This window comes from Caldimonas thermodepolymerans, from assembly GCF_015476235.1.
Classification (GTDB): Bacteria; Pseudomonadota; Gammaproteobacteria; order Burkholderiales; family Burkholderiaceae_C; genus Caldimonas; species Caldimonas thermodepolymerans.
In genome coordinates, this window is sequence record NZ_CP064338.1 from 1,700,532 (window position 1) to 1,718,772 (window position 18,241).

General features: G+C 72.4%; 14 protein-coding genes. 9 read left to right on the forward strand and 5 right to left on the reverse strand.

Features of this window, described 5'->3' with window-relative positions:
• Positions 1 to 90: 90 nt before the first annotated feature.
• The 3 genes from IS481_RS07990 to trxA form a co-directional block, all read right to left on the reverse strand.
• Entirely contained in the window at positions 91 to 351 is a 261-nt protein-coding gene (locus tag IS481_RS07990; protein ID WP_104356541.1) for a type B 50S ribosomal protein L31, read from the reverse strand.
• A 143-nt stretch (positions 352 to 494) separates the two neighbouring features.
• Positions 495 to 1,757 carry a transcription termination factor Rho gene (rho, locus tag IS481_RS07995; RefSeq protein ID WP_104356542.1) on the reverse strand — a complete coding sequence of 421 codons (1,263 nt, stop codon included), beginning with the start codon at positions 1,755 to 1,757 and terminating at the stop codon, positions 495 to 497.
• A gap of 247 nt (positions 1,758 to 2,004) precedes the next feature.
• The gene (gene trxA, locus IS481_RS08000) at positions 2,005 to 2,334 is read right to left on the reverse strand and encodes a thioredoxin TrxA (RefSeq protein WP_104356638.1); all 330 of its coding nucleotides are present in this window, start codon (positions 2,332 to 2,334) and stop codon (positions 2,005 to 2,007) included.
• Positions 2,335 to 2,470: 136 nt separating this feature from the next.
• On the opposite strand from trxA, the gene IS481_RS08005 reads away from it, so the two are divergent.
• From IS481_RS08005 to IS481_RS08020, 4 genes are all read left to right on the forward strand, one after another.
• The gene (locus IS481_RS08005; RefSeq protein ID WP_104356543.1) at positions 2,471 to 5,131 is read left to right on the forward strand and encodes a PD-(D/E)XK nuclease family protein; all 2,661 of its coding nucleotides are present in this window, start codon (positions 2,471 to 2,473) and stop codon (positions 5,129 to 5,131) included.
• The gene (locus tag IS481_RS08010; protein ID WP_104356544.1) at positions 5,128 to 8,412 is read left to right on the forward strand and encodes a UvrD-helicase domain-containing protein; all 3,285 of its coding nucleotides are present in this window, start codon (positions 5,128 to 5,130) and stop codon (positions 8,410 to 8,412) included. The genes IS481_RS08005 and IS481_RS08010 overlap by 4 nt, the downstream gene beginning before the upstream one ends.
• Before the next feature lie 163 nt (positions 8,413 to 8,575).
• Positions 8,576 to 10,822 carry a serine/threonine protein kinase gene (locus IS481_RS08015; protein WP_170067443.1) on the forward strand — a complete coding sequence of 749 codons (2,247 nt, stop codon included), beginning with the start codon at positions 8,576 to 8,578 and terminating at the stop codon, positions 10,820 to 10,822.
• A gap of 97 nt (positions 10,823 to 10,919) precedes the next feature.
• The gene (locus IS481_RS08020; RefSeq protein ID WP_104356546.1) at positions 10,920 to 11,816 is read left to right on the forward strand and encodes a universal stress protein; all 897 of its coding nucleotides are present in this window, start codon (positions 10,920 to 10,922) and stop codon (positions 11,814 to 11,816) included.
• A gap of 12 nt (positions 11,817 to 11,828) precedes the next feature.
• Here IS481_RS08020 and IS481_RS08025 read toward each other — a convergent pair whose 3' ends face one another.
• Positions 11,829 to 13,535 carry a cation:proton antiporter domain-containing protein gene (locus tag IS481_RS08025; RefSeq protein WP_104356547.1) on the reverse strand — a complete coding sequence of 569 codons (1,707 nt, stop codon included), beginning with the start codon at positions 13,533 to 13,535 and terminating at the stop codon, positions 11,829 to 11,831.
• A 182-nt stretch (positions 13,536 to 13,717) separates the two neighbouring features.
• On the opposite strand from IS481_RS08025, the gene IS481_RS08030 reads away from it, so the two are divergent.
• The 5 genes from IS481_RS08030 to IS481_RS08050 all read left to right on the forward strand — a co-directional run bounded on the left by IS481_RS08030 (position 13,718) and on the right by IS481_RS08050 (position 15,732).
• Entirely contained in the window at positions 13,718 to 13,957 is a 240-nt protein-coding gene (locus IS481_RS08030; RefSeq protein WP_104356548.1) for a hypothetical protein, read from the forward strand.
• Between the two features lie 47 nt (positions 13,958 to 14,004).
• Positions 14,005 to 14,223 carry a hypothetical protein gene (locus IS481_RS08035; protein ID WP_104356549.1) on the forward strand — a complete coding sequence of 73 codons (219 nt, stop codon included), beginning with the start codon at positions 14,005 to 14,007 and terminating at the stop codon, positions 14,221 to 14,223.
• Positions 14,224 to 14,425: 202 nt separating this feature from the next.
• Positions 14,426 to 14,599 (forward strand): hypothetical protein, encoded by a 174-nt coding sequence (locus IS481_RS08040; protein ID WP_165908604.1) that lies wholly within the window; start codon positions 14,426 to 14,428, stop codon positions 14,597 to 14,599.
• A gap of 147 nt (positions 14,600 to 14,746) precedes the next feature.
• Positions 14,747 to 15,295 carry an acyloxyacyl hydrolase gene (locus IS481_RS08045; RefSeq protein ID WP_165908605.1) on the forward strand — a complete coding sequence of 183 codons (549 nt, stop codon included), beginning with the start codon at positions 14,747 to 14,749 and terminating at the stop codon, positions 15,293 to 15,295.
• Positions 15,296 to 15,312: 17 nt separating this feature from the next.
• Complete coding sequence (locus IS481_RS08050) at positions 15,313 to 15,732, forward strand: SET domain-containing protein (protein WP_104356551.1); 420 nt, start codon at positions 15,313 to 15,315, stop codon at positions 15,730 to 15,732.
• A 7-nt stretch (positions 15,733 to 15,739) separates the two neighbouring features.
• On the opposite strand, the gene ligD is transcribed toward IS481_RS08050, so the two are convergent.
• Positions 15,740 to 18,238, reverse strand: coding sequence for a DNA ligase D (ligD, locus tag IS481_RS08055; RefSeq protein ID WP_104356552.1), 2,499 nt, complete (start codon positions 18,236 to 18,238; stop codon positions 15,740 to 15,742).
• Between the last annotated feature and the right edge of the window lie 3 nt (positions 18,239 to 18,241).

Sequence of the window (18,241 nt, forward strand, 5' to 3'; positions counted from 1 at the left end):
CAGGCCTACGATCATGCAGGAAAAAACCGCGAGCCCAGCAAAAAGGGCAGCCGGTTGCCCAGGCTGCCCTTGCATGGCGGGAGCTTCGGATTACTTCTTGAGGCCCACGCGGGCGAACTTGTTGCGGAACTTCTCGACGCGGCCGCCCAGGGAGTCGACGCTCTTCTGCGTGCCGGTGTAGAAGGGGTGCGACTCGCTGGTGGTTTCCAGCTTGAACAGCGGCAGCTCGCGGCCATCTTCCATCTTGATGGTTTCCTTCGTGTTCACGCAGGAACGCGTCACGAACTTGAAGCCGTTGGACTGATCCACGAAGCAGACTTCGCGGTATTCGGGGTGGATGCCTTCTTTCATGATGAGCCTTGATCGCTGGTCTGTCGCCGGGAGCCATCCCGAACCCTTCGGGACACTTTCCGCAAGCGTAGGAAACCAGCAATTATGCCATGAACTGGAAACACGAGGGGCCGGATCGCCCCCGGATGCGCGGTGCGGCCGCCTCAGCCGCCGCGGCGCATCATCTCGAAGAACTCCTGGTTGTTCTTCGTGGACTTCATCTTGTCCAGGATGAACTCCATCGCCTCGATCTCGTCCATCGGGTAGAGCAGCTTGCGCAGGATCCAGGTCTTCTGCAGGATCTCGGGCTTGAGCAGCAGCTCCTCGCGGCGCGTGCCGCTCTTGTTGATCAGGATCGAGGGGTAGACGCGCTTCTCGGCCATGCGGCGGTCCAGGTGGATCTCGCAGTTGCCGGTGCCCTTGAACTCCTCGTAGATCACCTCGTCCATGCGGCTGCCGGTGTCGACCAGCGCCGTGCCGATGATGGTCAGCGAGCCGCCTTCCTCGATGTTGCGCGCCGCGCCGAAGAAGCGCTTCGGGCGCTGCAGCGCGTTGGCGTCCACGCCGCCGGTCAGCACCTTGCCGGAAGAGGGCAGCACGTTGTTGTAGGCGCGCGCCAGGCGGGTGATCGAGTCCAGCAGGATCACCACGTCCTTCTTCAGCTCGACCAGACGCTTGGCGCGCTCGATCACCATCTCGGCGACCTGCACGTGGCGCGCGGCCGGCTCGTCGAACGTGGAGCTGATGACCTCGCCGCGCACGGTGCGCTGCATCTCGGTCACTTCCTCGGGGCGCTCGTCGACCAGCAGCACGATCAGGTAGACCTCGGGATGGTTGGCGACGATGGCGTGCGCCAGGTGCTGCATCATCACTGTCTTGCCGCTCTTGGGCGGGGCCACCAGCAGCGCGCGCTGGCCTTTGCCGATCGGTGCGATCAGGTCGATGATGCGGCCGGTGATGTTCTCTTCGGACTTGATCTCGCGTTCGAGCTTGAACTGCTCTTTCGGGAAGAGCGGCGTCAAGTTCTCGAACATGATCTTGTGCTTGTTCTCCTCCGGCGTCAGGCCGTTGACACGGTCGACCTTGACCAGCGCGAAATAACGCTCGCCGTCCTTGGGCACGCGCACCTCGCCTTCGATGGCGTCGCCGGTGTGCAGGTTGAAGCGGCGGATCTGGCTCGGCGACAGGTAGATGTCGTCGGTGCTCGCGAGGTAGCTGGTCTCGGGAGAACGCAGGAAGCCGAAACCGTCCGGCAGCACCTCGAGCACACCATCGCCGAAGATCTGCTCGCCCTGCTTGGCACGGCGTTTCATGATCGCGAACATCAGCTCCTGCTTGCGCATGCGGCTGGTGTTCTCGATCTCCAGCGACTCGGCCATCTTGATGAGTTCCGAGACGTGAAGGACTTTCAGTTCAGAGAGGTGCATGGGCGTATACCCTTGTCGATTCCCGTGTTGTGGCCAGAGGCGCCGGGCTGGATGGATTTCGGCAGTGCATTGCGCCTGGCACGAGGCTGGCGCAAGGACCTGCGCGTCATTCGCGACAACTGCGAATCAGGAAGAACGCTGGAATTGGGGGTGCCGAAACTGCGCTGCGAAAGGTGCGCAGTGGCGAAACTTGTGCTGACTGGGGCCTCGGCTTGTGGCTCTAGGGCCCCGGACGCATTGGAGCGGATTATAGATGACCGTCGAGGAACGCAGTCAACTGGGCCTTGGACAACGCGCCGACCTTGGTCGCAGCGAGCTGGCCGCCCTTGAACAGCATCAGGGTCGGGATGCCGCGGATGCCGAACTTCGCGGGAATGTCGCGGTTCTCGTCCACGTTCATCTTGGCGATCTGCAGGCGGCCCTCGTAGTCCTTGGCGACTTCGTCCAGGATGGGGGCAATCATCTTGCAGGGGCCGCACCATTCGGCCCAGTAATCGACCAGCACCGGCTTGTCGGCCTGCAGCACGTCGGTTTCGAAGGATGCGTCGGAGATGTGTTTGATCAGCTCGCTGCTCATGGTCATGGATCCTCGGGGATGTCGCGGCTCGTGCACGACAAGAAGGCACAATGATTCTGACACAAAGCCCCGCAGCGTCCGGTGCGCCGGGCCACAAGCATTCCTATCGCAGGGATAACCACTTTCTTCGCACGGCATGTCAGCACGAGAACGCTGGGCTCCGCGCCCGACCGCCGACCCCTGGCCGCAGATCGCCGAGCGCGTGCGGCGTTTCGCCGAGGAGCGGCGACTGGAGCCCCGTCACCTGCTGGTGTTGCTGCCGTTCGCGCAGCACCTGCCGCTGGCGCGCGAGGCCTGGGTGCGCACCTGCCCGGCCGGCTGGATGCCGCGCTTCGAGACCACGCAGACGCTGCGCGAGCGCCTGCCTGCGGCGTCGCCCGCAGCCGACGGGCCCAGCGGCGACATCGCCACCGACCGGCTCGCCGCGGCGCGCATGCTGGGGCAGAAGCAGGGCCTGAAGGAGATGCGCGAGCGCGACCCGGCGATGTTCCGGCACTGGGTGCACGGCGTGGTCGAGATGGCGCACGAGTTCATGCAGGTGGCCCATGCGGTGGCGCCGGCGCGGCGTGCCCAGTGGTGGGATCGTGCTCATGCGGCGCTCGGCGCCCACGGCGGCCCGGGGGCGATGGAGCTGACGCTCGCACGCGTGGCCCTGGCCTGGGCCGCGCAGCGCGAGGCCGGGCCGGCCGATGCGCTGTTCGCGCTGCGGCCGCAGGGCTGGGTCGCGGTGCATGCGGGCGGGCCCGAGCCGCTGGTGCGCGCGCTGCTGGACGAGGCCGAGGCGCCGGTGCTCGAGATCGACACCGACCCGGCCGGGGACGCGCTGTTCGAGGGCGTGTCCCCGGACGCGCAGTTGCTGCCTTGCCTGGACTTCGAGGACGAGGCGCAGATGGCCGCGGCCCAGGTGCTGCGACACCTCGCGGCGGGCGAGGCGCCGGTGGCGCTGATCGCGCAGGACCGCGTGCTGGTGCGGCGCGTGCGCGCGCTGCTGGCGCGCCAGGCGATCGCCGTGCGCGACGAGACCGGCTGGCGCCTGTCGACGACGCGTGCGGGTGCCTGCGTGGCCGGGCTGCTGCGCCTGGCCCAGCCGCGCGCGGGCACCGACGACCTGCTGGACTGGCTGAAATCCGGCTTCACGGCCGGCCTGGCCGAGGACGGCGCCGAGGGCCTCGCGGCGCTGGAGACCGTGCTGCGGCGCCGCCTGTGGAGCGCGCTGCAGGAGGTGCACGAGCCGGCCCTGCCCGAACGCGGCCGGGTGCTGTGGCGCGCCGCGCTCGAGGCGCTTGCGCCCTTGCACGGTGAACCGCGCCGGGTGTCGCTGGCCAGCTGGAATGACCGGCTGCGCAGCGCCTTGCAGGCCGGCGGCGTGTGGGACGCGCTGGCCGCCGACGGTGCCGGGGCCGAGGTGCTGCGTGCGCTGCGGCTGCCGGGCGCGGCGGCCGACGATCCCGGGTTCCTGCAGCAGGCGCGCGCAGCCAGCATGGACCTGGCCGACTACGCGGCCTGGGTCGACAGCCTGCTGGAGGCGGGGGCCTACGCCCCGGAAGCCCCGGCACAGGTCGAGGTGGTGGTCACGCCCCTGCCGCGTGCGATGCTGCGGCCGTTCGCGGCGGTGGTGATGCCCGGCTGCGACGAGCAGCGCCTCGGGCCGGCGGCTTTCGCGCCGTGGCTGTCCGAGCGGGACCGGGCCGCGCTGGGCCTGCCGACGCGCGTGCTGTCGCTGCAGCAGCAGGCGCTCGCCTTTGCGCACCTGCTGCGCCAGCCGCGCGTGAGCCTGCTGTGGCGGCAGTCGCAGGATGGCGAGCCGCTCGATCCCGGCGCGCTGGTCGAGCGCCTGCAGCTGGAGCGCTCGCGGCGTGCCGACCTGCAGGTGCCCGTCGAGGATCCGCGCCTGCGGGTGCCGGTGCAGCCCAGCCCGCAGGGGCCGACCGCGCCCACTGCGCCGGGCCTCTTGCCCGAGGCACTGAGCGCCACGGGGTACGAGGCCCTGCGCAACTGCCCGTACCGCTTCTTCGCGCTGTACATGCTGGGGCTGGCCGAAGCGGACGAGCTGGACGACGAGATCGAGCGGCGCGACTACGGCATCTGGCTGCACGCGGTGCTGCAGCGCTTCCACGAGCTGCACCGGCAGGCGCCGCTCGACGAGGCCGGCGAGGTGGAGCGCCTGGTGGCCATCGGCGCACAGGAGCGCGCGGCGCAGCAGCTCGACGAGGCGGCGTTCCTGCCGTACGCGCTGCGGCTGCGCGAGCTGGCCCGGCTGTACGTGCGCTGGCTGTTCGAGCACGAGCGCGGCGGCGGGCAGGTGCAGGCCAGCGAGGTGAAGTTGCAGGCACGCCTGCCGGGCTTCGAGCAGGTGTGCCTGAAGGGCACGCTGGACCGCATCGACCGGGTGCGCGACGGGCAGGGCGAGGCCACGCTCGTGGTGGACTACAAGACCAGCCGGCTCGACACGCTGAAGAACCGCGTCAAGGAGCCGCTGGAGGACACCCAGCTGGCCTTCTACGCCGCCTTGCTGCAGCTGGCCGGGCAGGCGCCGGACGGCGGCGCGCTGCGGGCGATGTACCTGGCGCTGGACGGCAACGAGGTCGGGCAGGCCGAGCACCAGGACGTGGCTGCCAGCGCGCAGCTGCTGCTCGAGGGCATGCGGCAGGACCTGGAGCGCATTGCCGGCGGCGCGGCGCTGCCGCCGCTGGGCGAGGGCACGGTCTGCGAGTACTGCGAGGCGCAGGGGCTGTGCCGCAAGGGGCACTGGAGCGGCCCGGACGAGCCGCTCGCAACGGGAGTCGCATCGGCATGAACGGGGCCGCCTACCGTGTCGACAGCGCGCTGGTGGCGCGCGAGGAGTTCTACCGCATCGCCTGCGACCCGGCGCGCAGCGTGGTCGTCGAGGCCTGCGCCGGGGCCGGCAAGACCTGGATGCTGGTCTCGCGCATCCTGCGCGCGCTGCTCGACGGCGTGGAGCCGCAGCAGATCCTGGCGATCACGTTCACGAAGAAGGCCGCGGCCGAGATGCGCCACCGCCTGATGCAGTGGCTGGCGCAGTTCGCCGCCTGCAGCGAGGAGCAGCGCGTGCAGGAGCTGGTGGCGCGCGGCCTGGACCCGGCGGCGGCGCGCCGCCAGGCGCCGGTGCTGGGCGGGTTGTACGAGCGCCTGCTGTGCAGCCCGCAGGCGGTCGAGATCCGCACCTTCCACGCCTGGTTCTCGCAGCTGATGCGCGCGGCGCCGCTCGAGGTGCTGGACGAGCTGGGCCTGCCGCCGCAGGCCGAGCTGCTCGAGGACGTCGAGGAACTCAAGCCCCAGGCCTGGCGGCAGTTCCTCGCGGCGGTCGCGGCCGACGAGGCGCTGCGCGCCGACTTCGAGGCGCTGGTGCTGCAGCGCGGCCGGCACACCGCGCAGCAATGGCTGCTCAACGTGATCGACAAGCGCGTGGAGTTCGAGCTGGCCGCGCGGCACGGCGTGCTGGAGCGCAGCGTGCCGCCCGCCGCGGCGCTGGATGCGGCGTACGCGGGGCTTTCGCATCCCGCGCAGCGCGTGCGCTCGCCGGCGGTCGCCTCGCTGCTGCGCGAGGTTGCGCAGGCGCTGGGGCGACAGGGCAAGGCCACGCCGCAGAAGCAGGCCGCGCTGTTGCAACAGGCGCTGGAGGAGGCCGACGACCTGCGCTGCGTCGAGGGGGCGTTCGCCGCGCTGTGCACCAAGGCCGGCGAGCCGCGCAAGCACCTCGATGCGCCCGGCCTCGACGAGGCCGTGGCCTTCCTGCGCGACATCCGGGTCGCGGTCGTGCAGCACGAGGCGCACCTGGAGCACCAGCGCATGGTGCGGCTGGCGCAGGTGCTGCTCGAGCAGTACGCGCGCGTCAAGCGCGCACGCGGACTGGCCGACATGGCCGACCTGGAGCGCTGCGCGCTGCGGCTGCTGCAGGACGTGCAGCTGGCCGGCTGGCTGCAGGAGCGGCTGGACGCGCGCATCCGCCAGGTGCTGATCGACGAGTTCCAGGACACCAACCCGCTGCAATGGCAGGCGCTGTCGAGCTGGCTGGGGTCCTACGCCGGCGCGGGCGGTGGCGCGAGCGGCCAGCAGCCGCCCGGCATCTTCATCGTCGGCGACCCGAAGCAGAGCATCTACCGCTTCCGCCGCGCCGAGCCGCGCGTCTTCGACGCCGCGAAGGAACTGGTGCGCGAGCTCGGCGGTGCGGTGCTGGCCTGCGACCACACGCGGCGCAACGCGCCGGGCGTGCTCGAGGCGGTCAACGCGGTGTTCCGCGCGGCGCAGGACGAGCGCGCCTACGGCGAGTTCCGCGCCCACACCACCGAGCCGGGGCATGCGCATGCGGGCGAGGTGGCGGCGATCGAGCGGGTGGAGCGCCCGGCCAAGGAGACGGCGGAGGAGGGCGAGGCCGGCTGGCGCGACAGCCTCGTCACGCCGCGCCACGAGCCCGAGGTACTGCTGCGCCTGCAGGAGGCGCGCCGCGTGGCCGGCCACATCGCGCGGTTGGTCGCGCAGGGCCGCCGGCCGGGCGACATCTTCGTGCTCAGCCGCAAGCGCGCCAGCCTGCGCGTGCTGGCCGAGGCGCTGCGCGAGCTGCACCTGCCGTTCGCCACGCCCGAGGACAGCGTGCTGATGGACGCGCTGGAGGTGCGCGACGTGGTGGCGCTGCTGGATGCGCTGGTCTCGCCGCAGCACGACCTGTCGCTGGCCCATGCGCTGCGCTCGCCGATCTTCGGCGCGAGCGACGCGGACCTGGTCGCGCTGGCGCAGGCGGCGCGCGCGGGAGGCCGCGGCTGGATGCAGGCGCTGGCCGGATTGCCCGAGGAGGCGCTGAGCCCGGCGCTGCAGCGTGCGCGCCGGCTGCTGGCCGCCTGGCGCGAGGACGCGCTGCGCCTGCCGCCGCACGACCTGCTCGACCGCATCGTGGCCCAGGGCGAGCTGCGCGCGCGTTATGCCGCGGCCGTCCCGGCCGAGCTGCGCAGCGCGGCGCTCGCGCACCTGGACGCCTTGCTGGCGCTGGCGCTGGAGCTGGACGGCGGCCGCTACGCGACGCCGTACAAGCTGGTGCGCGCGCTGCGCCGCCGGCCGCTGAGCGTGAAGTCGCGCACCGACGCGCAGGCGGTGCAGCTGCTGACCGTCCACGGCGCCAAGGGGCTGGAGGCGCCGGTGGTCTTCATCATGGACACCGACAGCGCCAGCGACCGCCCCGAGCGGACCACCGCGCTGATCGACTGGCCGGCCGAGGCGGCCTGCCCGGACTGCTTCGCCTTCATCGCGTCCGAGGCGCGCGTGCCGCCGAGCCTGGCTGCGGTGCTGGAGCACGAGCGCCAGGCGCGTGCCCGCGAGGAGCTCAACGGGCTGTACGTGGCGATGACCCGCGCGCGCGAGCAGCTGGTCTTCAGCGCCACCGCGCCGCACCGGCGCCCGTCCGAGCGCACCTGGTGGGAGCGCATCGGTGAGGTGCCGGGCGTGGTGCGCTGGGAGGGCGAGCCGGAGCCGGCACCGGCGGCTGCAGCCGGGCCGGGCGCTGCGGCGCCGCTCGTGCTGTGCGAGCTGCCGGCGCTGCCGCGTGCGGCCGAGGCCGTGGCGCCGTCCGTGCCGCAGGCGGCCACGACCGCCCGCGTGGGCGAGGCCGTGCACCGTGCGCTGGAGTGGCTGACGGCGCGGCCCGACCCGCTCGACGGCTGGCGCGAGACCGTGGCCGCCGCGGCGCGGGCATTCGGGCTGGACGACTCGCAGCGCGCCCACGCCGAGCACGTGGTCGCCCGGGTGCTGACAAGCGATGCGTTCCGGCCGTTCCTGGCCGGCGAGCGGCTGCGCTGGGCCGGCAACGAGGTGCCGCTCGCCCATGGCGGGCAGGTGCTGCGGGTGGACCGGCTGGTGCAGCTGGCCGACGGCGAGGGCTGCCAGTGGTGGGTGCTGGACTACAAGCTCGACCACGCCCCGCACGAGCTGGCAGCCTACCGCGAGCAGCTGGCGCGCTACCGCGAGGCGGTGCGCGAGGCGCTGGCCGGACGCGAGCCGCATGCGCAGGTGCAGGTGCGCGCCGCCTTCGTGACCGGGCGCGGGGAGGTGATCGAGCTGCCGGCCTGAGCCGGCGGCCGTGCAGAACGGCGGGCAGAGCGGCCGTTCGTGCGAATTGCTGCCCGTCCGACCGCTTGTTCGCGCCTTACCCTGGTGCCCCGGCGTGGTGCAATGCGCGATGCGGGGCACCGGGCGCCCCGGCGAGACGGGCAGGCATAGATCTGAGCTGAACGTGGCCATCGAGGACGAGACGCTTTCCAACTCCGCACAGACGCTGGGGCGCTACCGCCTGCTGCGCGCTGCCTGGCGCACGCACGACAGCAGCTGGTGGATCGCCCACGACCCGCAGCGCGGCGAGGTGTTGCTGCAGCTGCGTCGCCGGCCCGCTCGCGGGGCCGATCCGCTCGCCTGGCGCCAGGCCGCCGGCCCGGTCCTGGCGCTGCGCCATGCCAACATCCTCCCGGTGCTGGACGCCCGTATCGAGGACGACCAGCCGGTGCTCGTCGCGGAGGCCGTGCCGGGGGTGAACCTCGCCCAGTGGCTCGCCGAGCACGAGACCATGGCGCCGCGCCAGGCCGTGTTGACCATCATCGGCGTGCTCGACGGGCTGGCCCACGCCCATGCCGCCGGGGTGGTCCATGGCCGCATCGAGCCCGCTGCGGTGCTGCTCGATGCCACCGGCCGCCCGCGCCTGACCGATTTCGCCCTGGGCCACGCGCCGGTGGACCCGGCCGGCCTGCCGACCGCCAGCGGCCTGTACCTCGCCCCGGAGGTGCTGCAGGGCGCGGCGCCGGACGTGCGCTCGGACCTGCATGGCGTGGGGCTGGTGCTCCATGAGCTGCTCACCGGCCGTCCGGCGGTGCACGACGGCAGCCCGCAGCGCGCGATCGCGCGCATGCTGCAGGACGACCTGGTCCTGCCGCCCGGCTTCGCCTACGTGGAGCACGGCGAGGCGCAGCTGCGTGCGCTGCTCGGACGCTGCCTGGCGCGCGACCCGGCGCAGCGCTTCGCCAGCGCGGCCGAGCTGCGCGATGCGCTGCAGGAGTGGCTGACCCCTGCGCTGCTCGAGGGCAGTGCCGACAGCCGGGCCACGCTCACGCTCAACAGCCTGATGCGCCGCACCGCACAGCACCCGGACCTGCCGGTGCAGACCGAGGTGGTGCGGCGCGTGCGGCGCCTGGTCGCGGCCGAGAAGGTCAACCTGGACGAGATCGCGCGCGCGGTGCTGGAGGACGTGGCCTTCACGCTCAAGCTGCTGCGCATGACCAACGCCGCCTACTTCAGCTCGGTGGGCGGCGGCACCATCACCACCGTCTCGCGCGCCGTGGCGCTGCTTGGCTTCATGGCGGTGCGCGACCTGGCCGGAGCCCTGCCCACGCTGGACGACCTGCCCGACCGGGCCCAGGCCGAGGCCCTGCGCGCCGAGTACCTGCGCTGCCGCAGCGCGGGCCGCCTGGCCGCACGCCTGTGCCCGACGCAGGCCGAGGAGGAACCGTCCTGCATCGTCGCGATGCTGCAGAACCTGGGGCGCACGCTGGTGCAGTGCTACCTGCCGGAGCAGGCGACCCAGGTACGCCAGCTCACGCACAGCAAGGGTCGCAGCGAGGCCGACGCCGCGCTGGCGGTGCTCGGGATGAGTTTCGAGGACCTGGGGTGCAGCGTCGCGCGCACCTGGGGGCTGCCGGAAGTGCTGATCTCCGCGATGCGCCGGCCAGGTGGTGCCGTGCGCCCGCCCGAGCGGCGCGGTGACTGGTTCCGCCTGCTGGGCAGCCTGGGCAACGAGCTGGTCGAGCTGCGGCTGCGGCCGGATCGCCGCGAGCGCATCGCGCAGCACCACGCCGCGGTCGAACGCTACGCCAAGGCGCTGGGGTTGACGAGCCGCCAGGTCTGGGAGGCCGCCGACGCGAGCGCGCCGAGCGCACCGGCGGCCGCGACGCCGGCCGGCGAACCGGCCACCCCGAGTCCCGCCGATGCGCTGGCCGGCGCCGTCTCGCAGCTGCGCGCGGCGCTCGCCTTGCCGTACGACACCCATGCCCTGCTGCTGGTGGCCGGCGACGCGATGTACCGCGCGCTGGGCTGCCGCCGGGTCGTGATCGCGCTGCGCGAGGCCGACGGCGAGACGCTGGCGGCCCGCCACGCCTGGGGCACGGACGCCGAGGCGCTCAAGTCGCAGTTCCGCTTCAGCCTGCGCGACGAGCGCGACGCGTTCAGCGCGCTGTGCCGCAAGGGAGCCGACACGCTGATCCGCGACGCCGCCGCGCCGGCCTTCGAGTCGCGCCTGCCGGCCTGGTACCGCCGTCACGTCAACGGCGCGACCTTCCTGCTGCTGCCGCTGATGCACGAGGGCCAGCCGCTGGGGCTGATCTACCTGGACAAGGCCGAGCCGGACAGCCTGCAGCTGCCGGCGCAGGAGCTCGGCCTGCTGCGTGCACTGCGCGACGAGGTGCAGCGCGCGCTTGCGCCGGCCCCGCCGGCCTGAGGGGCCCTCCGGGCGCGGCGCCGTGTTCCAATAGCCCCGAGCGGCTGCCGTCGGGCGGGACGGCACGGCCGCAGGACATCCTGAAGGAGCGGCGACGATGCAAACCTCCGTGCAGACCGTGCTGGCGGCGACGGACTTCTCCGAACATGCCGAGCGGGCCGTGCAGCGGGCGGCCCGGTTGGCGGCCGAACGCCGGGCCCGGCTGTGCCTGCTGCATGTGGTCGACCCGAGCGGCTTCCACGCGATCGGCCAGTGGCTGACCCCCACGCTGGACGTGGGCGTGACCTTCGTGACGCAGGCGCAGGCGGCGCTGGACGCCCAGGCGCAGGCGCTGCGCGAGCGGCACGGCATCGAGGTGGAGGCCCGCGTGGTGACCGGCGACCCGCTCGAGGAAACCCGCGACGCCGCGGCCCAGGCCGACCTGCTGGTGCTGGGGGCCCAGGGGGTGCATCCGGTGCGCGCCCTGGTGGTGGGCACCACCGCCGACCGGCTGCTGCGCAAGTCGGTGCGACCGCTGCTGGTCGTCAAGCAGGATGCCGGGCGCGCCTACCGCCGCGTGCTGGTGCCGGTGGACTTCTCGCCGTACTCGGTGGCGGCGCTGCAGGCCGCGCTCGCGCTGGCGCCGCAGGCGGCGGTCGAGGTGTTCCATGTCTTCGACACCAGCTACGAGGGCAAGCTGCGCCTGGCCGGCGTCGGCGACAGCGACATCATCGAGCACCGGGTGCGCGCGCGGCAGGACGCGCTGGAGCGCCTGAACGCGCTGGTCGCCGGCCTCGGCACCGACGCGCAGCGCATCTCGGTCGCGGTGGACCACGGCGACGTGCCGATGCTGCTGCAGCATCGCGTCGAACAGTTCGCCCCCGACCTGGTCGCGATCGGCAAGCATGGGCAGTCGTTCATGGAGGACCTGCTGCTGGGCAGCGTGACCCGCCACGTGGTGGCCGAGTCCGCCTGCGACGTGCTGGTCGTGCCGCGCGGCGCCGGACAGGGCTGAGCGCCGCGCCTTTCAGGGTGCGCGGTTGCGCGCGGCCAGCCGCTCCAGCGTGTGGCGGGCCATCGAGTCGCCCAGCTCGGTCTCGCCGACGAACACCCGGCCCACCAGCTCCTTCTGCAGCAGGGCGGCTTCCTCGTCGTTGTGGCTGCGCACCAGCGTCTCGATGCCCGGGTTGAGGGTGCGCGCGGTCTCGATCATCTGGCGCACCTCGACGGTCTCGGGCGTGGCGATCACCAGCAGGCTGGCGTCGGCGATGTGGGCCTGGATCAGCACCGCCGGGTCGGTGGCGTTGCCCGAGACGGCCGGGATGCCGGCCTCGCGCAGCTTCTCGACCAGCTCGCGGTTCTGCTCGGCCACCACGTAGGGGATGCCGTGCGCGTCCAGCGCCGAGGCGATGCGGCGCCCGACGCGCCCGTAGCCGACCAGCACGACCTGCTTGGACAGGTACTTGCGGTCGGTGGTCATCGGCAGCTCGGCCAGCGGGTCGTCGCGGCTGTGCAGCTTGCGCGCCAGCTCCGAGTGCTCCAGCACCCAGCGCTGGATCGGCTCGATGCCGGCGAACACCAGCGGGTTCAGCGCGATCGAGATCAGCGCGCCGGCCAGGATCAGGCTCTGGCCTTCGACCGGCAGCATGCCCAGCGCCGCCCCCAGCCCGGCCAGGATGAACGAGAACTCGCCGATCTGGGCCAGGCTCGCGGACACGGTCAGCGCCGTGTTGAGCGGGTAGCCGAAGGCCAGCACCAGTGCCGCGGCGGCAAGCGACTTGCCGACCATGATGATGCCGACCACCGCCAGCACCTGCAGCGGCTGCTCGACCAGCACGCGGGGGTCGAACAGCATGCCCACCGAGACGAAGAACAGCACCGCGAACGCGTCGCGCAGCGGCAGCGACTCCTCGGCCGCGCGGTGGCTGAACTCCGACTCGCGCATCACCATCCCGGCGAAGAAGGCGCCCAGCGCGAAGGACACGCCGAACAGCGACGACGAGACGTAGGCGATGCTGACCGCCGCGGCGATCACGCACAGGGTGAACAGCTCGCGCGAGCCGGTGCGCGCCACCTGCCACAGCACCCAGGGGAACACCCGCCGGCCGACGATGAGCATCAGCGCGATGAAGGCGGCCACCTGCGCCAGCGTGCCCAGCAGCGTGCGCCACAGGCTGGTGCCGGGAGTCGGGGCCGTCTCGGCGTTGCCCAGCCAGGCGCCCAGCGGCGGCAGCAGCACCAGCACCAGCACCATGGCCAGGTCCTCGACCACCAGCCAGCCGACCGCGATGCGGCCGTTCATCGTGTCGAGCAGCCCGCGGTTTTCCAGCGCCTTGAGCAGCACCACGGTGCTGGCGACCGACAGGCACAGGCCGAACACCAGCGCGCCGCCCAGGCTCCAGCCCCACCACATCGCGACCCCCAGCGCCAGCACGGTGGCCGCGGCGATCTGTGCGACCGCACCGGGCAGCGCGATCTTGCGCACGGCAAGCAGGTCCTTCAGCGAAAAATGCAGGCCGACCCCGAACATCAGCAGCATCACGCCGATCTCGGCGAGCTGCGAGGCGATCGAGGTGTCGGCGACGAAGCCGGGCGTATGCGGGCCGATGGCGATGCCGGCCAGCAGGTAGCCGACCAGCGCAGGCAGCTTCAGGCGCGAGGCGATGGACCCGAGGATCAGGGCCAGCCCCAGGCCGGCCGCCACCGTCGTGATGAGGGACTCCGCATGCGGCAAAGAGGGCTCCTTTTCGTGGGGGTTCCTCCGCGGACGCGGAGGTGCAGCGAGTCTAGCGTCAACCCGGGTGCGGGGCGGCGCTGTCAACTTCTGCATTTGTAGTGGACGGGGCGCACCGGCCACAAGCGGGCGCGCCGCTTGCTGGCCTTGCTGGGATCGGGATTCCTCCCATGGAGCATGCGATGCAGACCCTGCGCGGACTACACACCCATGCGCTCACCGGCCGGGTGTTCGCCTGGCTCGGGCAGTACGAGGTGGAAGGCACGGAGGTGCGCTGGCAGGCGTGGATCGAGCGCGACGGCCGCCCGGTCGACCGGATCGAGGGACGCACGGTGTTCAACTCGGCCGACATGACGGCGGACAAGGCCGTGACCGTCGGGGTGCACAGCCGCATCGACGCGGCCGACTACGACGACCTCTGACGATGCGGCACCGCAGGTTCGCCGCCAGTGCCGCCCGGAAGCCGACCATGGAGCTGCCGAAACTTCAGTGGATCCGCCGCTGCGCCCAGCGCTTCCTGGACACCAACCCCTGGCTGGACGCCGACCAGGCGATCACGCTGGCCGCCGGGCTGTGGCCGCTGGCCGACGAATGGCGCAGCCCGGAGGAGGCCGCCGACACCGAAGCCGCGGCCTGGGAGGACGATCCCGACGAGCCGCCGCCGGCCGCGCGGCGCACCTTGCACTGACCTCCGGCGCCCGCCGTCGGCCCTGCGGGCGAATCCCCCCGATCCGGAAACGGGGTTTGCAATTCGCTTACCCACGTGGTCCGCGCATTGCTCAACATGGAGGCATCCGTGGCGGCAGTTGCGGCGACGCAAGACGCGCGTCGCGACCGACGCTCAGACTGGAAGGGTGTCGACGGCAAGCGGCCGGTACGGGAGGTTGCATATGTCGAACTGGGCAGTGGGTCTGAAGGTGGTCGCCCTGGTGGCGCTGGTGCTCGCCGCCGTCGGTGTCGCGGTGGGGACCGAGGTGGTCGAGGCCCTGCTGGTGCTGGCGGCCCTGCCGGCCGTCGCCGCGCTGGTGGTGGGCGTGCGGGCCTTCCTCGATCTGGACCGATGAACCGCCTGCGGCACGGCGGTTGCCCTGTGGCTGGCTCGGGGAGCTGGGCAGGGGACAGGGGAATGACTTGCGAGGGTGAGCTTGTTGGTCGGTTCCTGGTGTCCGCCGTGGCATCGCACGAGGGTGCCACGGCGGCTGGCGATGGTCATGGCGTGCGCCGCCGTGCTGGCAACGGTGGCGCGTCCCGGCCACGCCGGGGATGAGGCGTCGCCCGGCTGGCATCCGCAGGTCGGTTTCGTGCAGGCCGGGTGGGCCAAGGAGACCCGCTCGTTCACGCTGGGGCTGGTGTGGCCCTGGCAGCGCGCCTGGCGCATGGGCGACGGACAGTGGTCCGGCTACTGGGAGCTGGCGCTGGGGCGCTGGAGCACCTCGGGCGTCGACGGCCGCGACCGGGCCTGGGTGACCCAGGCCGCGGTGACGCCGGTGTTCCGCTACCGGCCCGCGGGCGGGCGCTCGCCGTGGTTCTTCGAGGCGGGCGTCGGACTGGCCGTCCTGTCGCCGATCTACCGCAGCCCGAGCAAGCGTTTCAGTACGGCTTTCAATTTCGGCGATCACCTCGCCCTCGGGCGCAACTTCGGCGCACGCGGGCAGTACGAGCTGTCACTGCGCTACCAGCACTTCTCGAACGGCGGGGTCAAGCATCCCAACCCGGGCGAGGACTTCGTGCAGCTGCGACTGGCGTGGTCGTGGCGCTGATGCGGTAAGGTCGGGCGATGGCGACCCCTTCCAATCCCCAGAAATTCGCCGTCGAGGTGAAGCCCAGCGCGATCGACGGCCTGGGCGTGTTTGCGGCCGAACCGATCCCGGCCTACAAGAAGATCGGCGAGTTGCGCGGCGAGGCCGTCAGCGTGCGCGAGGCGCGCCGGCGCGCGCGGCAGCAGCAGCGCATCATGATCGTCGAGGTGTCCGACAGGCGTGCCATCGACGCCTCGCACTCGCAGGACCCGATGCGCTACACCAACCATTCCTGCGCGCCGAACACCGTGCTGCGCATCCAGCGCGGCCGGGTGGAGTTCTACGCGATGCGCGCCATCGCCCCGGGCGAGGAGCTGACCGCCAACTACGGCACCACCCACCACGAAGGCAAGCTCGAGTGCCGCTGCGGGGCACCCAACTGCGTCGGGCGGATCTGAGCCGCGGTCACGGCGTCACGCCCAGCGCCTTCATCATCTTCACGGTCAGCGTCGCGCGGCTGGCGTCGTAGTCGGCCCAGGCGGCTTCGGCATCCGCCACGTGCGCGGCGGCGTTGTGCAGGTTGAAGCGGGCGCCACGCAGGTCCTCGTGCGGCGACAGGGCGTCCCAGTGCAGCGGCATCGCGACCGGTGCGCCGTCGCGGGCGCGCAGGGAGTAGGCAGCGATCGCGGTGGCGCCGCGGCCGTTGCGCAGGTAGTCGACGAAGATGCGCCCGCGGCGGCGCGACTTGGACAGCTGCGCGGTGAAGCGCTGCGGGGCGACCGAGGCGAGCCGGGTCGCGACCGCCCGCGCGAAGGCCTTGACCTCGTCCCAGCCGCGCGTGGCCTTGAGCGGGACCACCACGTGCAGTCCCTTGCCGCCGGTGGTCTTGAGGAAGGGGCGCAGCCCCAGTTCCTCGAGCAGCACCCGGGTCAGCCGGGCCGCTTCGACCACCTGGGACCAGGGCAGCGCCGGGTCCGGGTCCAGGTCCATCGTGAGGCGGTCGGCCTTTTCCAGCCGCGGCGTGCGGGCGCCCCAGGTGTGCAGCTCGAGCGTGCCATACTGGGCCAGCGCGACGATGCCTTCCGGCCGGGAGACCATCACCTGGGTGTCGGGGCCGTCGCTGGCCGGCACCTCGACGCCGACCACACCGGGCGGCAGGCGCGTCTCGATGTGCTTCTGGAAGAAGCACTCGCCGCCGGCGCCCTGCGGGCAGCGCAGCAGGCTCAGGGGACGCTTGCGCAGGTGCGGCATCAGGTACTCGGCCATCGCCTCGTGGTAGCGCACCACCTCGAGCTTGGTCACGCGCGGGGTCCCGTAGACGACCCGCCCGGGGTGGGTGACCCGCACCCCCATCACCGTGTCGTCGTCGCGCGGGGCCCGTGGGCGGTGGCTGGACCTCGCAGGGGTGGCAGCGGTCGGCATGGTGGCGGTCTCCTGGACGGGACGGGCGCGCTCGCGCACCACTTCGCGCGCCGGCTTGTCCTCGCGCAGGCCGGCGTACGAGGCCTGGCGCAGCAGCCCGTCGCGGCTCCAGGTGGCATAGCGCACCTGCGCGACGTGGTGCGGCTGCACCCAGTGCACCCGCGAGGCGCCGGGCAGGGCCGGGCGGTGGCGGAACGGGCAGGTGGCGCGCTCGTCCGGTGCGAGGCGGGCATGCAATGCGGCCAGCGTCGCGGCATCGAAGCCGCTGCCGACCCGCCCGGCGTAGTCCAGCTGGCCGTCCTCGCCCCACACGCCGACCAGCAGCGCGCCCAGGTGGCCGCGGCTGCCTCGCGGCTCGGTGTAGCCGCCGATCACCACTTCCTGCTCGGCACGGCACTTGAGCTTGATCCAGTGCGGCGAGCGGCCGCTGCGGTAGGGGGCGTCGAGCCGCTTGCCGATCAGGCCCTCCAGCTGCATCCGGCAGGCCGCATCGAGGACGGCCTGGCCGACGTGGTGCGGGTCGAGCGGCCTGCTGCGGCCCAATGCGGCGTCGGCGGGCAGGGCGTCAAAGATCCCGTCCAGCACGGCCAGGCGTCGCGACAGCGGCGCATCGCGCAGGTCCTGCCCCTGCCACCAGGGCACGTCGAAGACGACGTACTCGACGTCGGTCGCCGGACCGTCGAGCTGCGCCTGCAGGGCGTGGAAGTCGGTGCGGCCGTGGGTGTCCATCACGACGATCTCGCCGTCCAGCCAACCCGGGCCCAGCCGCAGCCGCGACAGCCGCTGCGCCAGCCGCGGCAGCCGCGCGGTCCAGTCCAGCCCGTTGCGGCTGTACAGGCGCACCTCGCGGCCGTCCAGGCGCGCCAGCATGCGGTAGCCGTCGTACTTGACCTCGTAGACCCAGCGCGCGTCCTGCGGCGGGCGTTCGACCAACGTGGCGAGCTGGGGGGCGATCCACTCGGGCAGCGGGTCGCCGTGGCCGGCCCGAGGGGGGCGGCGCGCGGAGGCGGTCGGGGCCGAGGCGCGCAGCACCCCGTCGCCGTCGCCGGGACGTGCGTGCGCGTCGCGCCGCTTCCTGAGCATCCACTGCGAGCCGCTGGTGCGAAACAGCACCCAGCTGCCGTGCAGGCGCTCGCCGTGCAGCTCGAAATGCAGCTTGCCGCGTTGCAGGGCGGCTGCCACGTCCTCGTCTTCCGGCACCCAGGTGCCGCGGTCCCAGATCGCGACGTCGCCGGCGCCGTAGTGCCCCTGCGGGATGGTGCCTTCGAAGCGGGCGTAGTCGAGCGGATGGTCCTCGACCTCCACGGCCAGGCGCTGCACCTGCGGGTCCAGGCTGGGCCCCTTGGGCACGGCCCAGCTCTTGAGCGTGCCGTCCCATTCGAGGCGAAAGTCGTAGTGCAGCCGGCGCGCGTCGTGGCGCTGGACCACGAACTGCAGCGTCCGGGCCGGGCGCCGGCGCCCTGCGGTGCGGCCGGCGGGTTCCGGCGAGTGCCGGAAGTCACGCCGGGCATGGTAGGGCGCGAGCGGGTCGTCGCGTCGCATCGG